Annotated in this window: 21 protein-coding genes; 9 read left to right on the top strand and 12 right to left on the bottom strand. The window is 65.4% G+C overall.

Going from position 1 to position 22,165, the window contains the following annotated elements; genetic code table 11:
• Positions 1 to 22: 22 nt before the first annotated feature.
• Both P9239_RS12560 and P9239_RS12555 read right to left on the bottom strand, forming a co-directional pair.
• Entirely contained in the window at positions 23 to 1,339 is a 1,317-nt protein-coding gene (locus P9239_RS12560) for a DUF3443 domain-containing protein (RefSeq protein ID WP_309751229.1), read from the bottom strand.
• 18 nt (positions 1,340 to 1,357) lie between these two features.
• Positions 1,358 to 1,816, bottom strand: a complete 459-nt coding sequence (locus tag P9239_RS12555; RefSeq protein WP_309751228.1) for a DUF2844 domain-containing protein — start codon at positions 1,814 to 1,816, stop codon at positions 1,358 to 1,360.
• Positions 1,817 to 2,224: 408 nt separating this feature from the next.
• Here P9239_RS12555 and bamC point away from each other — a divergent pair, with 408 nt between their 5' ends.
• Both bamC and P9239_RS12545 read left to right on the top strand, forming a co-directional pair.
• Positions 2,225 to 3,436 carry an outer membrane protein assembly factor BamC gene (bamC, locus tag P9239_RS12550; protein WP_309751226.1) on the top strand — a complete coding sequence of 404 codons (1,212 nt, stop codon included), beginning with the start codon at positions 2,225 to 2,227 and terminating at the stop codon, positions 3,434 to 3,436.
• Between the two features lie 479 nt (positions 3,437 to 3,915).
• Positions 3,916 to 4,206 carry a putative quinol monooxygenase gene (locus tag P9239_RS12545; RefSeq protein WP_309751225.1) on the top strand — a complete coding sequence of 97 codons (291 nt, stop codon included), beginning with the start codon at positions 3,916 to 3,918 and terminating at the stop codon, positions 4,204 to 4,206.
• Positions 4,207 to 4,215: 9 nt separating this feature from the next.
• On the opposite strand, the gene P9239_RS12540 is transcribed toward P9239_RS12545, so the two are convergent.
• The 3 genes from P9239_RS12540 to P9239_RS12530 form a co-directional block, all read right to left on the bottom strand.
• Positions 4,216 to 4,476, bottom strand: a complete 261-nt coding sequence (locus P9239_RS12540) for a DNA-binding protein (protein ID WP_159835951.1) — start codon at positions 4,474 to 4,476, stop codon at positions 4,216 to 4,218.
• Positions 4,477 to 4,639: 163 nt separating this feature from the next.
• A complete protein-coding gene (aceB, locus tag P9239_RS12535; protein ID WP_309751222.1) occupies positions 4,640 to 6,250 on the bottom strand; it encodes a malate synthase A in 1,611 nt (536 codons plus the stop codon).
• A gap of 42 nt (positions 6,251 to 6,292) precedes the next feature.
• On the bottom strand, positions 6,293 to 7,102 hold the full coding sequence (locus P9239_RS12530; protein ID WP_309751220.1) for a haloacid dehalogenase type II: 810 nt from the start codon (positions 7,100 to 7,102) through the stop codon (positions 6,293 to 6,295).
• A gap of 139 nt (positions 7,103 to 7,241) precedes the next feature.
• On the opposite strand from P9239_RS12530, the gene P9239_RS12525 reads away from it, so the two are divergent.
• Together P9239_RS12525 and P9239_RS12520 are read left to right on the top strand one after the other, a co-directional pair.
• Positions 7,242 to 8,156, top strand: a complete 915-nt coding sequence (locus P9239_RS12525) for a LysR family transcriptional regulator (protein WP_309751218.1) — start codon at positions 7,242 to 7,244, stop codon at positions 8,154 to 8,156.
• A gap of 108 nt (positions 8,157 to 8,264) precedes the next feature.
• A complete protein-coding gene (locus P9239_RS12520) occupies positions 8,265 to 8,699 on the top strand; it encodes a universal stress protein (RefSeq protein WP_309751216.1) in 435 nt (144 codons plus the stop codon).
• A 94-nt stretch (positions 8,700 to 8,793) separates the two neighbouring features.
• Here the strand turns inward: P9239_RS12520 and aceA are convergent, their stop codons facing one another.
• From aceA to P9239_RS12505, 3 genes are all read right to left on the bottom strand, one after another.
• Positions 8,794 to 10,101, bottom strand: coding sequence for an isocitrate lyase (gene aceA, locus P9239_RS12515; RefSeq protein ID WP_175940102.1), 1,308 nt, complete (start codon positions 10,099 to 10,101; stop codon positions 8,794 to 8,796).
• A gap of 379 nt (positions 10,102 to 10,480) precedes the next feature.
• Positions 10,481 to 12,127: a DEAD/DEAH box helicase gene (locus P9239_RS12510; protein ID WP_309751212.1), complete on the bottom strand. Its 1,647-nt coding sequence runs from the start codon at positions 12,125 to 12,127 to the stop codon at positions 10,481 to 10,483.
• Between the two features lie 444 nt (positions 12,128 to 12,571).
• A complete protein-coding gene (locus P9239_RS12505) occupies positions 12,572 to 12,841 on the bottom strand; it encodes an acyl-CoA-binding protein (protein WP_309751211.1) in 270 nt (89 codons plus the stop codon).
• A gap of 191 nt (positions 12,842 to 13,032) precedes the next feature.
• Between P9239_RS12505 and tsaB the strand changes: the two genes are divergently transcribed.
• The 4 genes from tsaB to P9239_RS12485 all read left to right on the top strand — a co-directional run bounded on the left by tsaB (position 13,033) and on the right by P9239_RS12485 (position 16,589).
• Positions 13,033 to 13,848, top strand: coding sequence for a tRNA (adenosine(37)-N6)-threonylcarbamoyltransferase complex dimerization subunit type 1 TsaB (tsaB, locus tag P9239_RS12500; protein ID WP_309751209.1), 816 nt, complete (start codon positions 13,033 to 13,035; stop codon positions 13,846 to 13,848).
• A complete protein-coding gene (gene rimI, locus P9239_RS12495; protein ID WP_309751207.1) occupies positions 13,845 to 14,336 on the top strand; it encodes a ribosomal protein S18-alanine N-acetyltransferase in 492 nt (163 codons plus the stop codon). Before tsaB ends, rimI begins: the two co-directional genes overlap by 4 nt.
• A gap of 214 nt (positions 14,337 to 14,550) precedes the next feature.
• Positions 14,551 to 15,618, top strand: coding sequence for a uracil-DNA glycosylase (locus P9239_RS12490; RefSeq protein ID WP_404980095.1), 1,068 nt, complete (start codon positions 14,551 to 14,553; stop codon positions 15,616 to 15,618).
• Entirely contained in the window at positions 15,615 to 16,589 is a 975-nt protein-coding gene (locus tag P9239_RS12485) for a DUF1853 family protein (protein WP_309751203.1), read from the top strand. Before P9239_RS12490 ends, P9239_RS12485 begins: the two co-directional genes overlap by 4 nt.
• Positions 16,590 to 17,127: 538 nt before the next feature.
• Here the strand turns inward: P9239_RS12485 and thiD are convergent.
• From thiD to lplT, 4 genes are all read right to left on the bottom strand, one after another.
• Positions 17,128 to 17,940 (bottom strand): bifunctional hydroxymethylpyrimidine kinase/phosphomethylpyrimidine kinase, encoded by an 813-nt coding sequence (thiD, locus tag P9239_RS12475; RefSeq protein WP_309751202.1) that lies wholly within the window; start codon positions 17,938 to 17,940, stop codon positions 17,128 to 17,130.
• Between the two features lie 8 nt (positions 17,941 to 17,948).
• Positions 17,949 to 18,596 (bottom strand): thiamine phosphate synthase, encoded by a 648-nt coding sequence (gene thiE / locus P9239_RS12470; protein ID WP_309754030.1) that lies wholly within the window; start codon positions 18,594 to 18,596, stop codon positions 17,949 to 17,951.
• A 2-nt stretch (positions 18,597 to 18,598) separates the two neighbouring features.
• The gene (gene thiM / locus P9239_RS12465) at positions 18,599 to 19,414 is read right to left on the bottom strand and encodes a hydroxyethylthiazole kinase (protein WP_309751201.1); all 816 of its coding nucleotides are present in this window, start codon (positions 19,412 to 19,414) and stop codon (positions 18,599 to 18,601) included.
• A gap of 64 nt (positions 19,415 to 19,478) precedes the next feature.
• Positions 19,479 to 20,786, bottom strand: coding sequence for a lysophospholipid transporter LplT (gene lplT, locus P9239_RS12460; RefSeq protein WP_309751199.1), 1,308 nt, complete (start codon positions 20,784 to 20,786; stop codon positions 19,479 to 19,481).
• A 290-nt stretch (positions 20,787 to 21,076) separates the two neighbouring features.
• On the opposite strand from lplT, the gene alr reads away from it, so the two are divergent.
• Complete coding sequence (alr, locus tag P9239_RS12455) at positions 21,077 to 22,147, top strand: alanine racemase (protein ID WP_309751197.1); 1,071 nt, start codon at positions 21,077 to 21,079, stop codon at positions 22,145 to 22,147.
• Positions 22,148 to 22,165 lie beyond the last annotated feature (18 nt).

The raw sequence follows: 22,165 nt of genomic DNA, 5'->3' as shown, positions 1-22,165 counted from the left end.
GCGCGTGCGGCGCTGAGAAAATTCAGAACGCGTAGTACGGCCCGTCGCCCGCCGGGGTCGGGCGTCCTTCCAGCGCGGTGAAGACGCGCCGGCCATAGAAGAACGGCAAGCCCCAGTCGAAGAAGCCGCTCGCGGGCCCGGCCAGATTGCTGAACGCGTAATTGCCGCTCGACAAAAGCGTCGTCGATTTGCCGACGGAAAACGACACGCCCGCCGTCGCGCCCGTCGGCGAACTCAGCGTCGCGCTGAGCGTCTGCGTCGTGGCCGGGCAGTACCACACGCCGCAGGACGTGAGCGTGGTGGACGGGAAGAAGAGGCCGTTGGAGCCGCTGTCGATGAAGCTGGAGCCGTAGTCGCTGCCGCCGAAGTTCGTCGAGACGTAGCCGGTGATCGAGTTCGACTTCAGGACCGTGGCCGAGCCGAGGCCGTTATTCGCCTGCGAGCCGATCCCGAAGGTCATCGTTCCCGCGACCGCAGACGCGCCTTCGGGCGGCACGGCCGGCAATTCGATCAGCACGCCGTTGTTGTCGGTCGCAAAGCGCGCGATCGGATTCGTCACTTGCTGCGCGACTGCGAGCGTGCTCGCCGAACACGCACCCGCCGTGCAGTTGTAGTACCAGCGCGGCATCGCCGACACTGCGCAGCCGCCGCCGCAATCGGCGGTGAACGGGCCGACGCCTAAGATCCCGTTGCCGCGCAGGTTCGACGCGGTGAGCATAGGCAGGCCGGACTGGCTGCAATCCGTGGCGGCGGCGGGCACGGCGGAATCCGCGATCAACTGGACGGATGTCGCGCTCGCCAGCTGGCCGGCGAGACGCACGTCGGCCTGCCGAACCGCGCCCCACGTGTAGCCGGAGCCAAACACGGCGCACTCCGCGACGACCGAACTGCCCGCGCTGCCCGCGCTTCCCGCCACGAGCGGCAGTGCAATCGACGGAGCAAGCGCGGACGCCAGCACCCGCAGCCCTTGCGATCCGGTATCGACCTGAATGTTGTCGATGGTCTGGCACGTGTTCGTGCCGGGAATGCACAGCGTGACGCTCGTTTGCAGCATGTTGCGCGTGCCGGTCGCGGTTCGCGTGACCTGGATCGGCTGCACATTGGGCGTCGAGGACTGAACGACGACGTTGCTCGCCGCGCTCGGGGAACTGGCGGCGAGCGGAGCGCTCGCCGCTGCCGGCGTGCTCGCGGCGGCGGGGGCGCTGGCCTGCGCGGGCGCGCTGCCCGCCGACGGTGCGGGCGTCGAAGCGGCGGTGTTGCTCGAGCCGCCCCCGCCGCATGCATGAAGCAGCACGCAGACAGCGGTGACGGGCAGATGAGAAAGCGTGCGGATGGTCATGACTGGTCTCTTCGCGCCTTATTCGATATCCGCAGCCGATACGCCCGCCGGCAACGCACTCGCGAGCCATGCGCGCCCGCTGAATTCGCGCAGCTGGGTGCGGTTCTCGACCATGAGGTTCCCGTTCGAGACGCGGGCCGCGTGCAGTCCGGCATCGCCAGCCGTTGCGCTCGCGCCGTCCCGAAAGCGCGAGAAGTACGCGCCGAGCAGCGCTTCGACGTTGGGCATCGCCGGGCCGCGCCACGACACCGCGTACACGGTGCCCGCCGAATCGACGTATTCGCGCACGACGATCCCATGCGCATCGGTGCTCTCGCGGTAGCTCACGAGCCCGCTTTGCGCCCGATGCATCACCGCGCCGTCCGCACCATTCGACGCGCGTTTCGTGGCGCCGAGCTGCGCGTGGCAAAGCGTGCTGACGCCGAGCGCGAGAAGTATCGCGGTGGCGAGCTGCAGAGGATGTCTTATGGTTCGCATCGTTCTCTCCGACTGTTCTAGGAGTACTCCTATTTTTGAGATCGGATTCTAAGATGAATACGAAGCCGGGCGATACGGGGCGGTGCCGCGCGGCTCCGCGTCGAAAGATAGCCAATAGACCCGCAAAAACAAGACGTTGCGAGAATCCGAACCACACATTGACGATTTCGGTGGATGTCATAAATTGTCAAATGTCGGCCTAAGCCGTCTAATGTTCATGGCGCCCGTCGCGCGCTTGCCGCCGCGAGTCGAGAAAGGAAGTCTGTGAGCTCGAGCGCGCGTTTGCGCCGTTCGCGGTGGCCCGGCTCGCCGCCGACCCCCTCTTTTTGCACGGCGTCGCGCGGGACCGGTAAAATGCCGGGTTGATCCACGGACGACCCCGTGGCGTAGCGGAAGGACTTTCCAGACATGACAGATTTTCGTGTAACCAAGCGGATGGCTGCGCTTTTCGCGGTGGCCGGAATCGTGGCGGGTTGCGGCACTTCTTCGCCCACCGCGATCAACTACAAGAGCGACCAACGCTCGAAGCAATCGTCGCTCGCCGTTCCGCCGAACCTTCTCGACGAGGCGGTCGACCAGCGGTCGCTGCCGCCGCAAGGCGGACAAGCATCGCTCTCGGATCTCCAGCAGGTTCAAAAAGTCGCGCCGAGTGCGCCCACCGTGGTGCCGCCGGTTGCCGGCATGCATATTCAGCGCGACGGCGCGGAGCGTTGGCTCGTCATCGACAACAAATCGCCCGATCAGGTCTGGCCGCAAATCCGCCGCTTCTGGCAGGAGCAGGGCTTTCTGCTTGTCGTGGATTCGCGCGACAAGGGCGTGATGGAAACCGACTGGAACGAAACGCATCCGCAAATTTCCGACGGCCTGATCCGCGACACGCTCGCCAAGGCCACCGGCAACTCCTATGTGACGGCCGAGCGCAACAAGTACCGTACACGGCTCGAAACGGCATCAAACGGCGGCACGTATGTGTTCATCAGCCAGAAGGGCATGCGCGAGGCGCTGACCGGCGTGAACAACGACACGAGCCAGTGGCAGGCGCGCCCGAACGATCCGGCGCTCGAGAACGAATATCTGAAGCGGCTGATGTCCTCGCTCGCGCTGTCGGATTCGCGTCAGACGGCGGGCGTCGCCGGCTCGGCCAATACCGCCGATACCGCCGCGTCCGCGAGCGCGCAGCCCGCGAAGGGCGGCGACAGCAAGGCTGCGGCCGCCGCCGCGCAAAACGTGGCGAACGCCGCCAACAGCCCGATCCGCAACGAGACGGTGCCTCAGGCGGATTCCGCGCAATTGACGTTGCCCGAGGCATACGACCGCGCGTGGCTGCGCGTGGGAATCGCGCTGGACCGCGCGAATTTCACGGTGGACGATCGGGACCGGGCGCGCGGCGTCTACTTCGTGCGTTATGTCGACCCGAACGACAAATCGGCGCGCGAGCAGGGCTTCTGGAGCCAGGTCTTCCACGGCCGCAAGGAAATCGAGGTCAAGCAGTATCAGGTCAACGTGCGCGCAATCACCGAAGGCGAGACGCGCGTCGCGATCGTCGACGACAAAGGCCAGGTCGATTCCTCTCCGCAAGCGCGGCAAATCATGGCGCTGCTGGCGGGTCAGATCGGCTGAATCGGCGTTCGAAGCGCGACAGGTTGCACGCCATGCAAACCGCCTCTTCACGGGGCGGTTTTTTTTCGCCTGTTTATCGCAGGGCGCGAGCTTTGGCCATCGTCACGAATAGTGCGACGCCAGACGAATTGCGTGCGAAGTACGTGCTTATATTGCGCAGAGGATTCTTTTCATCGCGCAATGTGCGCAATAGCTTATAAAAAAATGCCGGGGGACAGTACATTGCGTCCATGGCGTGATTGACGCGCCGCGCCGCTCTGCACAGAGCAGCAAAGCACCCGCACAAGACAACCGATAACGGCTCGCGGCAGGCGAGCCCCGATGGCCCCGTCGCCTATCCTCGTAGGGCGACGGCTTTTGCCCGCGTTCCACCCGGAGCGCGGGCTTTTTCTTTGTTCGATTAAATCGTTTTCGGCGGGATTTACGGCGCGCGTTTATCCTTCGGTTTTAATCGTTTATTGAATGAGGAGAATACGCGTATGTCAGAAGTCGCCGTTGTCGCCATTTTCGTCGCAAAGCCGGGCAAGGAAGAAGAATTGCGGCAAGTGCTGGAAGCGAACGTGGAACCGACGCGCCAGGAACGCGGCGCGCTTCAGTACGATCTGCATCGCGACATCAAGGAGCCGCGCCGCTTTATCTTCGTCGAACGTTGGGAAAGCGAAGCCGCGCTCGAGGAGCACGGCAAGACGGCGCACATCCAGGCGTTCCGCGCGAAGTCGCCGGAATTGTGCGAGCACGGCGAAGTGCGCGTTGCAAGCAAACTGCTCTGAAGCCGGCCGTCAATGCGTTTCGTGCGGGACATCCAGAATCAGGATGATGGTCCAGTCCGCTTCGCCGTCATGGTGATACTGACGTTCCGCCACGATAAACGGCTGTTGCTTGCCCGCCGGTCCGAGAAACAGCACGTCGCCTTCCATCGGCAGACATTCGACCGGCGGCAGCGCCAGGAACGCGTCCTTGTTGGCGTTGCGCGGCATTAGTTTCTCGATCTTGCGCGATGCCGCGTCGGTCCATTCGATATCCAGTTGAATATTGCTCATGCTGTCGTTCGCACGCGAGTGCGCTCCACGGTTGAATCGTTGAAAAAGACGATGCGCAATGTAGCACACGCCATGCGTTCCCCGCGACGCGCTCCACAAGCACGAACGGCCCGCGGCCATGAGCCCGCGAGCCGTTCTTCACCCGCAATCGACGACGGGCGTTTCAGATCTCTTCGTAAAGCGGAAGCGTGAGGAATTCGGTGAATTCCGCCGACGTCGACATCGTTTCGAATATCTTCGCGGCGCGTTCATACGGCTTCGTATCGCTGCCCGCACCGCCAACGCTCTGCTTCACCTTCTCCAGCTCGTCGATGATGATCTCGCGCACCATCGCCGCCGTGACCTTGCGGCCGTCTTCGAGCTTGCCCTTCGGCGAACGAATCCATTGCCAGACTTGCGAGCGCGAAATCTCGGCGGTGGCGGCGTCTTCCATGAGGTTGTGAATCGGCACGCAGCCATTGCCCGCGAGCCACGATCCGAGGTAATGGATGCCGACGTTCACGTTATTGCGCAGACCCGCCTCCGTGATCGGCGCTTCCGGACGGAAGTCGAGCAGGTCGTGCGCGGTCACTTGCACATCGGGCCGCTGCTTCTCGATCTGATTCGGCTTGTCGCCGAGCACCTTGACGAACTCTTCCATCGCGACCGGCACGAGCCCGGGATGCGCGACCCAGCCGCCGTCGTAGCCGTCGGTCGCGTCGCGCGCCTTGTCGGAGCGCACGCCGCCCATTGCTTTCTCGTTCGCGGCGGGATCGTTCTTGATCGGAATCAGCGCGGACATGCCGCCGATGGCGGGCGCGTTGCGCCTGTGGCACGTCTTGAGCAATTCCAGCGCATAGGCGCGCATGAACGGCACGGTCATCGTGATCTGCGCACGGTCGGCGAGGCAGAAATCGGGATTGTTCTTGAACTTCTTGATCGCGGAGAAGATGTAGTCCCAGCGGCCCGCATTCAGCCCGGAGCTATGTTCGCGCAGTTCGTACAGAATCTCGTCCATCTCGAACGCGGCGAGAATCGTTTCGACGAGCACGGTCGCGCGAATCGTGCCGCGCGCAATGCCGACGCCTTCCTGCGCCGCGACGAAGATGTCGTTCCAGAGACGCGCTTCGAGATGGCTTTCCATCTTCGGCAGATAGAAGTAGGGGCCGCTGCCGCGCGCGATCAGTTCCTTCGCGTTATGAAAGAGATAAAGCGCGAAATCGAAGATGCCGCCGGACACGCGCTGCCCGTCGACGGTCACGTGCTTCTCGTCGAGATGCCAGCCGCGCGGACGCACGATCAGCGTCGCCGTCTCGTCGTTGAGCGTGTACGACTTGCCGTTCTGCTCGAGCGAGATCGTCCGGCGCACGGCTTCCTTGAGATTGATCTGGCCGACGATCTGGTTGTCCCACGCGGGCGCGTTCGAATCCTCGAAGTCGGTCATGTAGGAATCCGCGCCGGAGTTGAGCGCGTTGATGATCATCTTGCGCTCGACCGGGCCGGTGATCTCCACGCGCCGGCACTGCAGATCCTTCGGCAGCGGCGCGACGGTCCAGTCGCCTTCGCGGATGGCCTTCGTTTCTTCGAGGAAGCCGGGCCGCTCGCCCGCGTCCAGGCGCTTGGTGCGCTCGACGCGCGCGGCGAGCAGTTCCTGACGGCGCGACTCGAACCGGCGATGCAGCGTGGCCACGAAAGCCAGCGCCTCGGGCGTCAGAATGGCTTCGAAGCCGGGCTTGATCTCGGCCGAAATGGCCATGCCTTCAGGCAGCGCGAGCGTGGTCGAAGGGTGCGTCATGTGGTTTCTCCTTGGTCGGTCAGACGGTTTTGCTTTTGGGCGCTACTGTTTTTGCGATGACGGGCGCTTTCGCGGGCCTGCGCGATGAGTGGACAGTGCAATAGGCTGCTGCGCGCATCCCCCTTCGATGAACGCGACGAGTTCGCTCATGCCGCGTCCCATGGCGCGTGGCGTGACGCCGAGTTCCTCGAGCGGCAGGCTCGCGCGATCCAGCCAGAACGTCGTGTAGCCGAACCACGTCGCGCCCGCGATGTCCCAGCCGTTCGACGACACGAACACCATCTCGCGCGCCGCTGTGCCGAACGCTTGCGGACCGAGTGCGTAGGCGGCGGCAGCCGGCTTGTACGCGCGCACGGCATCGACGGACAGCACGTGGTCGAAGAGGCCGGTCATGCCGGCGCTCTTGACGGCGATATCGAGCATCGGCGGATTGCCGTTCGAGAGAATCGCGAGCGGCACGCCGAAGCGCTCGCGCAGTGCTTTTAGCGTGGGCAGCGTGTCGGGGAATGCGGAGAGGCAGGCGTATTCGTCCATCAGACGCTTCTCGGCGGCCGCTGTCAGCGCGTCCGTGAGACCGAGCCGCGCGGCTGCGTATCGGAGTGCGTCGATCGTGATATCCCAGAACGGCGTGTAGTGGCAGCCGGACGGATCGGCGAGCGTGCGCAACTGCGTGTATTCGATCTGCTTCTGACGCCAGAGCTGCGACAGCGCCTGGCCGTCGCCGGGAAAAAGCTGCTCGGCTGCGGCGACGACCGAATGGACGTCGAACAGCGTGCCGTAAGCGTCGAAAATGACTGCGCGGGGAACAACAAGCGAGGCGGTGGACGATGCGTGTGTCGTTATGGCCGACATAGCCGTGCGCTCCATGTAGAGGTCGGGATAGATTCTATTGGTGATCGAATTGATGGAAAAAGCGCCGCTGGATCACTTGATCTTTTACTTTTTAATACCTAATCTGTGCGCCGGTTCCCGGTATTGACGAGCAACGCGCATGGATCGGTTCAAACAAATAGAGACGTTCGCCTCCGTGGCGGCGAAAGGCAGTCTTTCGGCGGCGGCACAGGCCGAGGGCATCGCGCCGGCGGTCATCGGCAGAAGGTTGGACGCGCTCGAGGAGCGCCTCGGCGTGAAGCTGCTCGTGCGCACGACGCGCAAGATCACGCTCACGTTCGAAGGCTCGGCGTTTCTCGAAGACTGTCAGCGCATCATCAACGACATGCAGAACGCGGAGGCGAGCGTGTCGGCGGGCGGCGTGAAGGCGAGCGGGCATTTGCGCGTGTCGGCGCCGGCGGGCTTCGGCCGGCGTCATGTCGCGCCGCTCGTGCCTAGATTCACGACGCTGCACCCGGACGTGTCCGTGAGTCTCGATCTCACGGACCGCATGGTCGATCTCGTCAACGAAGGTTTCGATTGCGCCGTGCGCCTCGGCGAGTTGCCGGATTCGTCGCTGGTGTCGCTCAAGCTCGGCGAGAACCGGCGCGTGTGCGTGGCGTCGCCCGGGTATCTGGAAAAGCGCGGCAAACCGGCGACGCTTTCCGCGCTCGCCGATCACAACTGTCTCGCGCTCGGCGCGTCCGCCAATCAGCAGCGCGGCTGGGTGTTTCAGCAGGACGGCAAGGTCGTGACGATCAAGGTCTCCGGCACGATGGAATGCTCGGATGGCGCCGTGCTTCACGAATGGTGTCTCGAAGGACGCGGACTCGCGTGGCGATCGTGGTGGGAAGTGGGCGCGGATATCGGCGCCGGACGGCTCGTGAGTGTGCTCGACGACTACGCGGCGCCGCCCATCGGCATTCACGCGGTGTTCCCGCAGCGCCGTCACTTGCCGTTGCGCGTGCGGCTGTTTCTCGATCTGCTCAAGCATACCTATACCGCTCCGGGATACTGGGAGGCTCTCGTTCGTTGACGACACTCGATATGGAATCCTACTGATCGGCTCGAAAGCGGATTGCCCGGTTCGCCGCCCGCGCACTGACTACAATGAAGGCGTGCCCGCCGTTCGAAGGAGGACGCCATGTTCAAGCACATTCTGGTACCCACCGACGGCTCCGAGCTGTCGCAGAAAGCCATAGACGGCGCCATCGACCTTGCGCAGTCCGTCGGCGCGCGGATCACCGCGTATGCGTGTCTGCCGCAGTATCCGTACTCGCCGTTCGCGGATGTCGCCGTCGAGCCACCCGATGACTTCCACGCCCGCGCCGAGCGCGAGGCGCGCGACCATCTGCGGGCCGTGCAACGCGCCGCCGAAGCGGCCGGCGTACCGTGCGACAGCGTGACGAGCATCGAAGCGGCGCCGTATATCGGCATCATCGACGCGGCGGAGCAGAACGGATGCGACGTCATTCTGATGGCGTCGCACGGCCGTCGCGGGCTCGGAAGCCTGCTTATCGGCAGCGAAACGCAGCGCGTGCTGACGCACACGCGTATTCCGGTCATCGTTTATCGCTGAGATCGCGGCGACCGCGACGCGCTTTCAATGCACGCCACGGCCGCCGCGCTCTTTTCAGCGCTCTCCCTGATTCAGCCTGCCATCGGGCATTTCTTTACGCGACTTTCTTGTCGAAGAACTGCTCGTCTTCGGTCGATCCGTGCAGCGCGGTCGTCGATGCTTCGCGCTCGACCGTCTGCGTGACGGCATCGAAATAGCCGGTGCCCACTTCGCGCTGATGCTTGACCGCCGTGAAGCCCTTGTCGGCGGCGGCGAACTCGGCCTGCTGCAACTCGACGAACGCGCTCATCTGCGTGCGCGCATAGCCGTGCGCGAGGTTGAACATCGAGTAGTTGAGCGCGTGGAAGCCCGCGAGCGTGATGAACTGGAACTTGTAGCCCATCGCGCCCAATTCGCGCTGGAATTTGGCGATGGTCGCGTCGTCGAGATTCTTCTTCCAGTTGAACGACGGCGAGCAGTTGTACGACAGCAGCTTGCCGGGGAACTGCTTGTGAATGGCCTCGGCGAATTTCTTCGCGTATTCGAGATCCGGCTTGCCCGTTTCGCACCAGACGAGATCGGCGTAGGGCGCATAGGCGAGACCGCGCGACACGGCCTGTTCCAGACCTGGCCGCGTGCGATAGAAGCCCTCGACGGTGCGCTCGCCGGTCAAGAACGGCTTGTCGTTTTCGTCGATGTCGGAGGTCACGAGATCGGCGGCTTCGGCGTCGGTGCGTGCGACGAGCAGCGTCGGCGTGCCGCAGACGTCGGCGGCGAGGCGCGCGGCGACCAGTTTCGCGACGTTCTCGCGCGTCGGCACCAGGACCTTGCCGCCCATGTGACCGCACTTCTTCACGGAGGCCAGCTGGTCTTCGAAGTGAACGCCCGCCGCGCCGGCTTCGATCATCGCCTTCATCAGTTCGAATGCATTGAGCACGCCGCCGAATCCGGCTTCCGCGTCCGCGACGATCGGCGCGAAGTAGTCGATATAGCCTTCATCGCCCGGATTCTTGCCTTCGGACCACTGGATTTGATCGGCGCGCGTGAACGTGTTGTTGATGCGCTTGACGACGAGCGGCACCGAGTTCGCCGGGTACAGCGACTGGTCCGGATACATTTCGCCTGCGATATTGGCGTCGCCGGCCACTTGCCAGCCGGACAGGTAAATGGCCTTGAGGCCCGCCTTGACCTGCTGCATCGCCTGATTGCCGGTCAGCGCGCCGAGCGCGTTGACGAACGGCTCTTCCTGGATCAGCGACCACAATTTCTCCGCGCCGCGTCGCGCGAGCGTGTGCTCGACCGGCACCGAGCCGCGCAGGCGCACGACGTCCTCCGCCGAGTAGCCGCGCTTGATGCCTTTCCAGCGCGGATCGGTTTCCCATTGCTGATGGAGTTGCTGGGCTTGTTGTTGACGTGACGTCATGGCGTTTCTCCTTGAGATTGGGCTGTAAGACGAACCGTGGTCGATGCTTGATCGCTTTCTGAGCAGTGCTGCTTTGTTTGCTCCAACTCTTATATAAGAGTGTAGGCGCGTCAGTTGGCGAGTAAAAGCCGCTGCAAGGAGTTTTAGGCGATGAAAATATACCGAGTTATCAATAGCTTATGTTCGGCGTTTCATATGGTGAAATGTTCTTTCCCATGCCGCAATCGCGTTCGTTGTGCCGCGCAGCAACGCTTTTGCGACGCAAAAAATCGTTGCGCATTATGAAATGACGCGAGCGGCGAAAAAAAACCGATGCGCGAGGCATCGGTTTTTTTCCTGCTGGCGGACGGCGGCGCTATTGCGCCGTCACTCGCTTACATCAATTGCCGCGGCGCGGTGCGCGCGGGCCGTCGTTGCGGCGTGCGCTGTATCCGTCGCGCTGGCCGAAACCGCCGTCGCGGTTGCCGCCGCGATAACCGCCTTCACGATCGCCGCTACCGGCGTTGCCGCCGCGATAACCGCCTTCGCGATAGCCGCCTTCGCGCGAACCGGCGTTCGACTTGTTGCCGTAGCCGCTGGCGTTGGCCGCGCCGTAGCCGCGTCCGCCGCCATTGCCGCTGCCGAAGCGCCGGCCGCCATTACCGCCGCCCGGACGGCCGCGGCCACCGAAGCCGCCCTTGGGCGGCGCCTTGCGCGGCTCGAAGCCCGCGACGACATTCACCGGCAGCGGCGCGTGCACGAAACGCTCGATGCGCTTGAGCGCGCCCATTTCGGCGTGATGCACGAGGCTCACCGCCGTGCCGCTGCGTCCCGCGCGGCCCGTGCGGCCGATGCGGTGCACGTAGTCTTCGGCGAACTTCGGCAGATCGTAGTTGAACACGTGCGTGATACCCGGAATATCGATACCGCGCGCCGCGACATCCGTGGCCACCAGCACGCGCACACGGCGCTCGCGCAGCGCGCGGATCGTACGGTTGCGTGCGCCTTGCGGCAGGTCGCCATGCAGCGCCGCGGATTCGAAGCCCGCATCCGCCAGACGATTCGCGATCAGATCGGCGTCGCTCTTCGTCGCCGTGAACACGATGGCCTGATCCAGGTCGGTATCGCGCAGCAGGTGATCGAGCAGGCGATCCTTGTGATCGCGGTCATCGACGTAATGCACCGTCTGCGCGATGTTGCTGCGCGCTTCCAGCTTCTGCACGATCTCGATGCGCTCCGGGTCCTTCAGCAGGCGGCCGGTCAGCGACGCGATCTTGCCGTCGATGGTGGCCGAGAAGAGCAGCGTCTGACGCGTGGCCGGCGTCGCCGCGACGATCGTCTCGATATCTTCGATGAAGCCCATGTCGAGCATGCGGTCGGCTTCGTCGAGCACGAGCATGTTGAGGTTCGACAGGTCGATGCGGCCGCGTTCCAGATGGTCGATCAGGCGGCCCGGCGTCGCGACGAGGATTTCGGGGTTCTTCGCGAGCAGCATCAATTGCTGGCCATACGCCACGCCACCGAGAATGCTGACCGTGCGCAGGCGGCGCAAATGGCGACCGTACGTGGTCGCGGCAGCGGACACTTGCATCGCGAGTTCGCGCGTCGGCGTGAGCACGAGCAACTGCGGGCGCGCGATCGGTTGCGGGCGGCGGCCGGGACGTGCGTTCGGGTCACGCGGCTGGCGCGGCTGCTGCGCTTGCAACTTTTCGAGTTGCGCGAATTTTTCGATGGCCGGCAGCATGAACGCCGCCGTCTTGCCGGAGCCGGTCGGGCTCGAAACGAGCAGATCGCGGCCGGCGAGCGCAGCGGGAATGGCGCGCTGCTGCACGGGCGTCGGCGACTGGTAGCCGGCGTCGGTCAATGCGGAGACGATATCGGCGGAAAGGCCGAGCGATTCGAAAGTAGGGCCGGCGGGCGCTGCGGGAGCCGTTTCCACTGAGGCAGCGGCCGAGGCAGCGGCAGCGGCCGTGTCGGCGGCCGGGGAAATGCCAAGCGTTTGTGTTGCGATGTTGTCCAACGGGCTGGGGGTGAAGCTCGAAGTCATGTCGATCCTTGAAACGGGAAATAAGGCGTCGGCGCCAATCGGCATACCCAAGTCGTTGGATTCAGCGAGCGAAGAAACAGCGAGCAAATCGAAAAACGGGGGCAACTCGCGCAACAGACGGCGAGCATCGTTGTTAGAAGCTGTATCGGATACGTCAGCGCTTTGAGCACTAACGTCAGCCTGGTGCATGACGGGCCGCGAAATGAACAGCGCACAAACGATGCGCTACGGCCTGGCAGGGAAGGGACAGTTTCTAAACTGGATTGGAGCGAAACGCTACGAAGCGCTTTGACACTAGACGCGCGGCCTTGCGGCGTGCATCTCGCGATCAAGCATGCTGTGCATTATATCGGAATTTGCTGCACCGCGCCACAGTTTGACGCATTGACGCGCCATCGGAGGGCATCGACGGCGCGGGGCAGCCGTATGGGGAGCCCGAATCGGTTAGCCCGCTTCGCCGCGCTTGAGCGACTCGACGAGTTCGACGTAACGCTCCTTGGCCGTATCGGCCGGCGTGCCTTTCAGCGCGGCCCACGCTTCGTGCTTGTATTTGCCGGCGATATCCGTGAACCCGGGCGCGTCGCCTTGCACGTCGCCGACGCTTGCCTGCTTGTAAAGCGCGTAAAGCCGCAAGAGCGTGAGATTGCCGGGGCGCTCGGGCAGTTGCGTAACGTCGCTTTGAGCGCGGGCGAATTGCTGGTCGAGGTCGGTCATGCGGGGCGTCCTTTTGGAATCATGAGATGCGGACGATCTTAGCAAGCGCACGGAGGCCGCCGGTGGAGGCATTCTTCCAATTGGACTGCCTCGCAGACTGGCGCTTCGTGCGCGCAGGAAAGTCCGTCAGCGAACGCCCGATGTCACGCCAGCCGCGAAAGCCTGTGCCGTCCCGCATTACAATACCGGCTATGACACGCACCGTACTGCTCGCTCTCGACACCTCGACGGAATTCTGCTCCGTCGCGCTTCTGCTCGACGATTCCGCGCCAAGGCCGTCCTCCGCTGCCGCGCCTGCTTACGCGAGCGGCGACACGTCCGTCTGGTTCCGTCACGAAGCGACGGGCGCGGTGTCGAGCACACGTCTTTTGCCGGCGGTGCGCGAACTGCTCGGCGAAGCCGGGCTCGCACTCGCGGACTGCAACGCCATCGCGTTCGGCGCGGGGCCGGGCTCCTTCACCGGTTTGCGCACGGCAACGGGCGTCGCGCAAGGACTCGCGTTCGGCCTGAACGTGCCGGTGGTGCCGGTGAGCACGCTGCTCGCGTGCGCGGAAGCGGCGCGGCTCAATGATGCGTCGCTGCCGGCCCGCGTGCTCGTCGCGCTCGATGCGCGCATGGACGAAGTCTACTGGGCGGAGTACGAACACGACCCGGCGCTCGGCGGCGACTGGCGGGAACTGCACGCCGCATCGCTCGATGCCCCCGCCGCGCTGCCGCTTCCGTCGGCGCCGTTCGCGCTCGCGGGCAACGCGGCAGCGGCATTCGGCGACCGCCTGCCTGCGCTTGCGGCTGCTACGCGCGTCGACCGGGACGCGCTGCCGCATGCGTTGCCCGTCGCGCTGCTCGGCTTGCGCGCGCTGCGGGCGGGGCGCGCGCTCGCGCCGGAACTCGCCGCGCCGGATTACGTGCGCAACAAGGTCGCGCAGACCACGGCCGAGCGCACCGAAGCACGCGCAGCGGCGGCCAGGTCCGGCGCAGACTCGGCTAGCGCGGAGGCGCTTCGGTGAGCGGCGTATTGCTCGCGGATCGGTATCTGACGCCGATGACCGAAGCCGACCTCGACGAAGTCGCCGCCGTCGAGAAGCTCGCCTACGAGTTTCCGTGGAGCCGCGGCAATTTCCAGGATTCGCTGCGCAACGGTTATTACGGCGTGTGCCTGCGTCACGTGACGGGCACGCTGATCGGCTACTGCGTGCTGATGCCGGTCGTCGATGAGATGCATCTGCTGAATCTGTGCGTCGCGCCGTCAGCCCAGCGCGCGGGCGCGGGGCTGACGCTGCTGCGCGAAGCGGTGCGCGTGGCGCGTGCGGAAAAGCTCGAAGGCATGCTGCTCGAAGTGCGGCCGTCCAATCCGCGCGCCATCCAGCTTTACGAGCGGTTCGGGTTCACGGCCATCGGGCGTCGCAAGAACTATTACCCCGCGCGGCATCGGTCGCGCGAGGACGCAATCGTCATGCGTCTGTCGTTCAAGGAGAGTGCGCATGGCGCTCGATGAATCGCTGATCGAGGAACTGGGGCTTGGGCTCCTGTGGGTGAGGAGAAAGGCGGGCGCGCCGGAGCCGGATGCGGTGGAGGCGACGGCACTTGCCGCAAGCACTCCGTCGGCAGCGGCTCCACCGCTCAGCGCGTCGCGCGTGGGGGCGCCGGATGCAGCGAATGCGGCACAACAGGCGCAACCGGCAGCCGGCGCGAGGAACTGGCAAAGACCGATGCCGCCGTTCGACGCCTCTCGCACAGCGGCGCCTGATGCCGCGAATGCGGCAGCTGCCGCACCACACGCGGAGCCGGCAGCCGGCGCGAGCAGCATCCACGCACCGATGCCGCCCTTTGACGCTTCTCGCACAGCGGCACCGGATGCCACGCATACGGCACCGGACGCAGCCCCGGCCTACGCCGCAAGGCGCCCACATTCTCCGACGCCCCTCGACGCCTCTCACGCGGCGGCGCCCAACGCCGATCCGGCATTCTCTGCGAGCCGGCCGCGGACATCGACGCCGCCGGTCGACGTTCGTGTTCCCTCGCCCGTGGCAGCCCGTTCGGACCGAGCAGACCCCGACCCGCAGCGCTTCGACACCCCGCCGTTCGACGCCTACGACGATCTCCCGTGGACCGACGAGGCGCCATCGCCGGCACCGCCCACGGCGCCAGCCGTTCCCGACGACGTCCGCACGCTCGACTGGACGACGCTTGCCGATCGCGTCGCGGGCTGCGAGCTGTGCCGGCTGTGCGAGCGCCGAACGAACGCGGTATTCGGCGTCGGCGATCGCGAAGCCGACTGGATGCTGATTGGCGAAGCGCCCGGCGAGAACGAGGACAAAGAGGGCGAGCCGTTCGTCGGGCAGGCGGGCAAGCTGCTCGACAACATGCTGCACGCGCTCGGCCTCTCGCGTGAATCGAACGTCTATATCGCGAACGTCATCAAGTGCCGGCCGCCCGGCAACCGCAATCCGGAACTCGACGAAGTCGCGCGTTGCGAGCCGTATTTGCAGCGTCAGGTCGAACTCGTGAAGCCGAAGATCATCGTCGCGCTCGGGCGCTTCGCCGCGCAGAGTCTCTTGAAGAGCGAAGCGAGCATCGCGTCGTTGCGCGGGCGCGTGCACGAGTATCGCGGCGTGCCCGTCGTCGTCACGTATCACCCGGCGTATCTGTTGCGCAGCTTGCCGGACAAGGCGAAAGCCTGGGCTGACTTGTGCCTTGCCCGCAAGACACACGCCGACGCGCTCGCCGCGCTCGGCGTGCAACCCGGAGCCGCAAGCGGGAAGGGCGCACGCGGATGACCGGCCTGTCGCGCCTCGTCGATCGTTTCGAGGACGCGACGGTGCGCGATCTGGCGTGGCTGCTTTTCTCGCCTGACCTTCTGCGCGAGAGCGCGGCGGGCGCGCCGCTCGCGGAGCCGTTCGAATCGGCCGGAACGCGCGACGCCACGCTTGCCTGGCTCGCCGCGCTCGATGCCGCGCCAGACGCACTGCACGTGCGCTCACGTAATCCCAAATCGACGCGCCTCGGCATCTACGCCGAAAGCCTGCTCGAATTTTTTCTCGCGCACGGGCCCGCCGCGCGGCTCATCGCGGCGAACGTGCCGCTGCGGCGTCAGCGCCGGACCATCGGAGAGTGCGATTTTCTGCTGGAGAGCGCGACCGGCGCGCGGCTGCATTGGGAACTGGCGGTGAAGTTCTATTTGCATATCGGCGACGGCGGGGCGCGGGCGGCGCGTCTGTCGGACTATGTCGGGCCGAATCTGCAGGATCGCTTCGATCTTAAGCACGCGCGGCTCTTGACGCATCAGCTCGGCTTGACGTCGCGTGCGGAGTTCGCCGCGCTCGGGCTGGCCGGGCAGTGGCGGCCAGAAATGTTCATCAAGGGCCGGCTGTTCTATCACGACGAAGGCATCGCGCCCGCGCCGGAAGTGGGCGAAGCGCATGTGCGCGGCTGGTGGCTGACGGCGACGGAGTGGCGCCATCGACACGGGCAGGCCGGACGGCATGAAAATCGCGTGTGGGTCGTGCAGCCGCGTCTCGCGTGGCTCGCGCCGCGCCGCCTGAGCGCCTCCGATGCCGAATCGCTGATAACCGAAGCCGCCGCCATTCACGCGTATCTCGCCGCCATCACTGCGCCGACGATGATCGCCGGCTACGTGCGCGACGAAGCGGGCGGCTGGGGCGAGGAATCGCGCGGCTTCGTCGTTCCGGACGACTGGCCCGGACGCGCAAGGGCGTTCGCTGCTTTCGGGCTTCCCGCGCCCGCGTGACTATCCGACGCGAGGCCGACCCTCGGCCGCGCGCTCGCCTTGATCGCGCCGCTGGGTAGCGCTTCGCTTCGGCCGTGGCGCTCGCCGGAGGAATCCGCGGCTTCATCTCTCCGGACGAACAACGTCGTCCGGCTAAGCGTTCGCCGCTTCCTACAGTTGTTCAATCACCACCATCGATAAAAGTGATGCACCGCCCCGACGCCGTGGCCCACTTCCAGGCGCGCGCCCGCCTCGATCGCGCCGGTGAGATACCGCTTGGCTTCGGCGGTGGCGCTGACCGGAGGAATCGCGCAGCTTCATCTTTCCGGACGAACAACGTCGTCCGGCTAAGCGTTCGCCGTTTCCTGCAACTGCTCCGTCACCACCACCGGAAGAAGTGATGCACCGGCCCGACGCCGTGACTGACGCGCGGCCGTGCGCTCGGCTGGATCGCGCTGGTGATTCGGCGGTGGCGCTCGCCGGAGGAATCCGCGAATTCACCTCTCCGGACGAACGACGTCGCGGGGCGAAGCGTCCGCCGCTTCCTACAGCTACTCCGTCACCACCACCGATAGAAGTGATGCACCGGCCCCACGCCGTGGCCCACTTCCAGGCGAGCGCTTGCCTCAATCGCGCCGGTGAGATACCGCTTGGCTTCGGCAGTGGCGCTCGCGAGGTCGCCGGTCTGCGGGATCAGCGCGGCAATCGCCGCCGACAGCGTGCAGCCCGTGCCATGCGTGTTCTTCAACGCGACGCGCGCGCCCGAAAGCCGCAACGCGCCCGTGGTCTGGATGAGCCAGTCGGGACTGTCCGGCGACGCCAGATGCCCGCCTTTCATCAGCACCGCGCGCGCGCCCGAGGCAAGCAGCGCCTCGCCCTGGCGCACCATGGCGTCTTCATCGGCGGCGGGTTGCGTGCCGAGCAGCGCCGCCGCTTCGGGCAGATTCGGCGTGACGAGCGTGGCGAGCGGCAGCAGTTCGTCGCGCAGCGCCGCCACCGCTTCGGGCGCGAGCAGCGCGTGATTGCTCTTCGAAATCATCACCGTATCGAGCACGACATGCGCCGGGCGATGGCGCCTCAGCGCATCCGCGACCGCGCGCACGATGCCCGCGTTCGCCAGCATCCCGATCTTGACCGCGTCGATGCGGATGTCGTCGAACACGGCGTCGAGCTGTGCCGTGACGAATGCCGGGTCCGGCGCGTGGACGGCCGTGACGCCGCGCGTGTTCTGCGCGGTCAGCGCCGTGATGACGCTCGCGCCGTAAGCACCGAGCGCAGAGAACGCCTTGAGATCGGCCTGAATGCCCGCGCCGCCGCCGGAGTCGGAACCGGCGATCGTGAGCGCGTTGAAAATGGGTTTCGTCGAAGACATGAGAAAAGTCAGGATTGAACGCGGGTGATCGTCTCGCGCAGGGCGGCTGCGGCATCGCGCGGATTTTCGGCCTTGCAGATCGCCGAGACGACCGCGAGCCCCGCGGGTTTCGCGCGCATGACGTCGGCGGCGTTGTGCGCCTGAATGCCGCCTATGGCCACGGTCGGGAAGCGCGCTCTCGCGCACAGAGCGGCGAGACCGTCGATACCGCACGGCGCCGAGGCGTCGGTTTTGGTCGGCGTCGCGTAGACCGGTCCCGCGCCGACATAGTCGATCACGCCCGCGAGCCGGTTCGCGTCGGCGACTTCCGCGAGATTCGACACCGACAGACCGATCAGCGCATCGGGCCCGAGCAGCCGCCGCGCGAGCTCCGCCGGCAGATCACGCTGGCCGACGTGCACGCCGTCCGCGCCGGCCGCAAGCGCGACATCGACGTGATCGTTGATGACGAGCGGAACGCCGCAGGCGCGCGTCATCGGCAACAGGTCGAGCGCGAGCGCCAGCCACGCGCGCTTGTGCCACTGGGGCGCGCGCAGTTGCAGCAGCGTCGCGCCGCCGTCGAGCGCGCCGCGGGCGACGGAAAGCGCCGCGTCATGACCGCCGCACTGCACGGGATCGAGCACGAGATAGAGCGAAAGATCGAACGCGCGCCGCATGGTCACGATACGGTCACCTCGCGGAGCACGAGCGTCGCGTCGAATGCTTGCGAATCGACCGAGGCGAGCCGGTCCAGATACGCGACGGCGAAGCTGCCGGGCAACGCGGCTTCACGGGCGGCGAGCTCCCCGGCGACGGTCGAATAGGCGATGGCGGCGATCGTCGCCGCCCAGTGTTCATCGCGAGACTGCGCCGCGCCGACGAACGCCGCGACCGTCGCCGAGAGCGCGCAGCCGACGCCCGTCACGCGCGTCATCAGCGGCGAGCCGTTCGAGAGCGCGATCACGCGGCGGCCATCGGTGATGCAATCGGTCGCGCCGGTGACGGCGACGACGGCCTGCGTTTTCAGCGCCAGAATTTGCGCGGCGTCGAGCGCGGCGTCGGTGGCGGCGGTGCTGTCGACGCCGCGTCCGCTCGCTTCGCCGCCCGACAGGCTGATGATCTCCGACGCGTTGCCGCGAATCACGGCCGGTTTCGCGTCGAGCAATTCGAGCGCGAATTCGGTGCGAAACGTGAGCGGGCCGACAGCGACCGGATCGAGCACCCAGGGCGTGCCCGCGCTGTTGGCGGCATCGACGGCGGCGCGCATCGCGCGCATCTGCGGCACGTCGAGCGTGCCGAGGTTGACCAGAAGCGCATTGGCCAGCGGCGCGAACTGCGCGGCTTCCTCGCGCGCGACGACCATCGCCGGCGCCCCGCCGATGGCGAGCAGCACGTTGGCCGTGAAATTCGTGACGACGAGGTTCGTCAGGCAGTGAACGAGCGGCGCGCGCTCGCGCACGCGCGTGACGAATGAGAAGAGATCGGCAGCAAGCATGATGAAGAAAGATTAGCCCGATCGGCCGATGCGCGCAGTGAAACCGGCAGCCAGCGCAGCGGTGTCAGTGCCGCGCTTCTCCGATCAGCGCGACCGAATCGAACGCGCGCTGATTCGCCTGATGGCGGCGCATGACGAAGTACATCATCAGACACACGAAGGATCCGAACATCACGATGACGAACTGGATGGGCATGTCGAGCCACACGAGCACGGCGTAGAGGCACAGCATGATGAGCACGGACAGATTCTCGTTGAAGTTCTGCACGGCGATGGAGTGTCCGGCAGAAAGCAGCACGTGCCCGCGATGCTGCAAGAGCGCGTTCATCGGCACGACGAAAAAGCCCGAAAGACCGCCCACGATCATCAGGAACAGATACGCGATCAGCAGATAACCCGGAAAGTGCATCTTGCCGAAGTAGACGCCCCAATGCGCGGGAAAGAGGTGCCGCGTGTAGAACGCCATCAGCATGACGGCGAGCCCCATTGCGATACCCACCGGCAGCACCGACAGCGAGCGCTTGAGCGGCACGCGCGCCGCCGCGAGCACCGCGCCGACCGCCACGCCCACTGCGATCACGGCCTGCAGAATGGCCGCCTGCGAAAGCGTCATGCCGAGCGACACTTCGGCCCACTTGAGCACGATGAACTGCAGCGTCGCGCCCGCGCCCCAGAAAAGCGTCGTGACGGCGAGCGAAATCTGGCCGAGCTTGTCGCGCCAGAGCGTGAGAAAGCAGTCCGCGAAATCGGTGATGAGCTTGATGGGCCGATGTTCCTGCTTCGGATAACGCGCGCCGGTGTCGGGAATGCGCAGATTAAAGATCGCGGCGACCACGTACATCAGCATGATGACGAGCATCGCGGCTTCGGCGGGCGTGTTGATGCGCGGTATGTGCAGCGTCAGCAGATGACTCGCGATATGCGGGCTGATGAGCGCGCCGCCCATCACGGTGCCGAGAATGATGGAGCCGACCGTCGTGCCCTCGATCCAACCGTTGGCCGCGACGAGCCTGTCGGGCGGCAGCAGCTCGGTGAGAATGCCGTACTTCGCGGGCGAATACGCCGCCGCGCCGAAGCCGACGATGCCGTATGCGAGCAGCGGATGCGCGCCGATGAGCATGGTCACGCAGCCGACTACCTTGATGGAATTGGTCACGAACATCACGCGGCCTTTGGGCCTGGAATCCGCGAAAGCACCGACGAACGCTGCGAGAACCACATAGGAGAGCACGAAGAACAGCTTGAGCAGCGGCGTCATCCAGTTCGGCGCGTGAAGGTCTTTCAGCAGTGCAATGGCAGCGATCAGTAGAGCGTTATCGGCCAGCGACGAGAAAAACTGCGCGGCCATGATGGTGTAAAAACCTTTTTTCATCTGATCCGAAGCTTTCCTCACTGCCGGGAATCCGCCCTCGCTGCCGCCGCTGCGGCCGGTCACGCGTTCGGGCTTATGCCGTTCGAAATGGGTTGTGCGCACGGCTTTATAACACGAAAATAGGCACATTCTGACTAGCAGTAATCTCGATGACGCGCGAGACCAGCCCTCCGCAAGCGCCATTTGTCATAAGGTACTGATTCTCAAGGTGTCTCGACCGGCGAACGGGCCGCTCGCGCCAGTGGCGTATGCTTGCCTTTCCGCCCGAACCGCATTTCCGACCAAAACTCATGCCGCGCCCCCTTTCCGCAACCATTCATACCGCCGCTCTCGCCAACAACCTTGCCATTGCGCGCAAGTACGCGCCGAAATCCAAGATATGGGCCGTCGTGAAGGCCAATGCGTATGGCCACGGACTCGCGCGAGCGTTCCCCGGACTTCGCGCAACGGACGGTTTCGGTCTTCTGGACCTCGAAGAAGCGGCGAAGTTGCGCGAACTCGGCTGGGCGGGGCCCATTTTGCTGCTCGAAGGCTTTTTCCGTCCGACCGACATCGACGTGATCGACCGTTATAGCCTCACCACGGCGATTCACTGCGACGAGCAACTGCGCATGCTGGAAATGGCGCGGCTCTCGAAGCCCGTCAACGTGCAGTTGAAGATGAACAGCGGCATGAACCGGCTCGGCTACACGCCCGAGCGGTTTCGCGCGGCGTGGGAGCGGGCGCGCGCCTGTCAGGGCATCGGGCAGATCACGCTCATGACCCATTTTTCCGACGCCGACAGCGAACGCGGCATCGCGCATCAGCTCGAGGCGTTCGAGCGCGGCGCGGAAGGCATCGCGGGCGCGCGCAGTCTCTCGAACTCGGCGGCGGTGCTATGGCATCCGGACGCGCACTTCGACTGGGTGCGCCCGGGCATCATCCTGTACGGGGCGTCGCCGTCGGGCGTAACGGCCGATATCGCCGATGTGGGCCTGAAACCCGCGATGACGCTCTCGTCCGAGCTGATCGCCGTGCAGACGGTGCGGCCGGGCGACAGCATCGGCTACGGCTCGACCTACACGGCGGGCCGGCCGATGCGCATCGGCGTGGTCGCGTGCGGCTACGCGGACGGCTATCCGCGCATCGCGCCGGAAGGCACGCCGGTCATCGTCGATGGCGTGAGGACGGCGCTTGTCGGCCGCGTTTCGATGGACATGCTCACCGTCGATCTGACACCGTGCCCGAACGCGGGCATCGGCTCGCGCGTCGAATTGTGGGGCGCGAACCTGCCGATCGACGACGTGGCGGCCTCGTGCGGCACCATCGGCTACGAGCTGATGTGCGCGATCGCGCAACGCGTGCCGGTCCGCGCGGAATGAGCGCGGGCGCATCGCGTT

The organism is Caballeronia sp. LZ062 (assembly GCF_031450785.1).
Lineage (GTDB): Bacteria > Pseudomonadota > Gammaproteobacteria > Burkholderiales > Burkholderiaceae > Caballeronia.
This window is presented reverse-complemented; position numbering and strand designations above follow the sequence as displayed.

Bases quoted from the DNA above. Each gene is read 5' to 3' on its own strand.
- P9239_RS12505 (WP_309751211.1), bottom strand. From the start codon at position 12,841: ATGACCGACCTCGACCAGCAATTCGCCCGCGCTCAAAGCGACGTTACG.
- P9239_RS12510 (WP_309751212.1), bottom strand. From the start codon at position 12,127: ATGACTTCGAGCTTCACCCCCAGCCCGTTGGACAACATCGCAACACAA.
- alr (WP_309751197.1), top strand. From the start codon at position 21,077: ATGCCGCGCCCCCTTTCCGCAACCATTCATACCGCCGCTCTCGCCAAC.
- lplT (WP_309751199.1), bottom strand. From the start codon at position 20,786: ATGAAAAAAGGTTTTTACACCATCATGGCCGCGCAGTTTTTCTCGTCG.
- P9239_RS12485 (WP_309751203.1), top strand. From the start codon at position 15,615: ATGACCGGCCTGTCGCGCCTCGTCGATCGTTTCGAGGACGCGACGGTG.
- aceB (WP_309751222.1), bottom strand. From the start codon at position 6,250: ATGACGCACCCTTCGACCACGCTCGCGCTGCCTGAAGGCATGGCCATT.
- P9239_RS12525 (WP_309751218.1), top strand. From the start codon at position 7,242: ATGGATCGGTTCAAACAAATAGAGACGTTCGCCTCCGTGGCGGCGAAA.
- P9239_RS12545 (WP_309751225.1), top strand. From the start codon at position 3,916: ATGTCAGAAGTCGCCGTTGTCGCCATTTTCGTCGCAAAGCCGGGCAAG.
- thiE (WP_309754030.1), bottom strand. From the start codon at position 18,596: ATGCGGCGCGCGTTCGATCTTTCGCTCTATCTCGTGCTCGATCCCGTG.
- P9239_RS12540 (WP_159835951.1), bottom strand. From the start codon at position 4,476: ATGAGCAATATTCAACTGGATATCGAATGGACCGACGCGGCATCGCGC.
- P9239_RS12560 (WP_309751229.1), bottom strand. From the start codon at position 1,339: ATGACCATCCGCACGCTTTCTCATCTGCCCGTCACCGCTGTCTGCGTG.
- thiM (WP_309751201.1), bottom strand. From the start codon at position 19,414: ATGCTTGCTGCCGATCTCTTCTCATTCGTCACGCGCGTGCGCGAGCGC.
- P9239_RS12520 (WP_309751216.1), top strand. From the start codon at position 8,265: ATGTTCAAGCACATTCTGGTACCCACCGACGGCTCCGAGCTGTCGCAG.
- P9239_RS12490 (WP_404980095.1), top strand. From the start codon at position 14,551: ATGCCGCCGTTCGACGCCTCTCGCACAGCGGCGCCTGATGCCGCGAAT.
- aceA (WP_175940102.1), bottom strand. From the start codon at position 10,101: ATGACGTCACGTCAACAACAAGCCCAGCAACTCCATCAGCAATGGGAA.
- tsaB (WP_309751209.1), top strand. From the start codon at position 13,033: ATGACACGCACCGTACTGCTCGCTCTCGACACCTCGACGGAATTCTGC.
- thiD (WP_309751202.1), bottom strand. From the start codon at position 17,940: ATGTCTTCGACGAAACCCATTTTCAACGCGCTCACGATCGCCGGTTCC.
- P9239_RS12555 (WP_309751228.1), bottom strand. From the start codon at position 1,816: ATGCGAACCATAAGACATCCTCTGCAGCTCGCCACCGCGATACTTCTC.
- P9239_RS12530 (WP_309751220.1), bottom strand. From the start codon at position 7,102: ATGTCGGCCATAACGACACACGCATCGTCCACCGCCTCGCTTGTTGTT.
- bamC (WP_309751226.1), top strand. From the start codon at position 2,225: ATGACAGATTTTCGTGTAACCAAGCGGATGGCTGCGCTTTTCGCGGTG.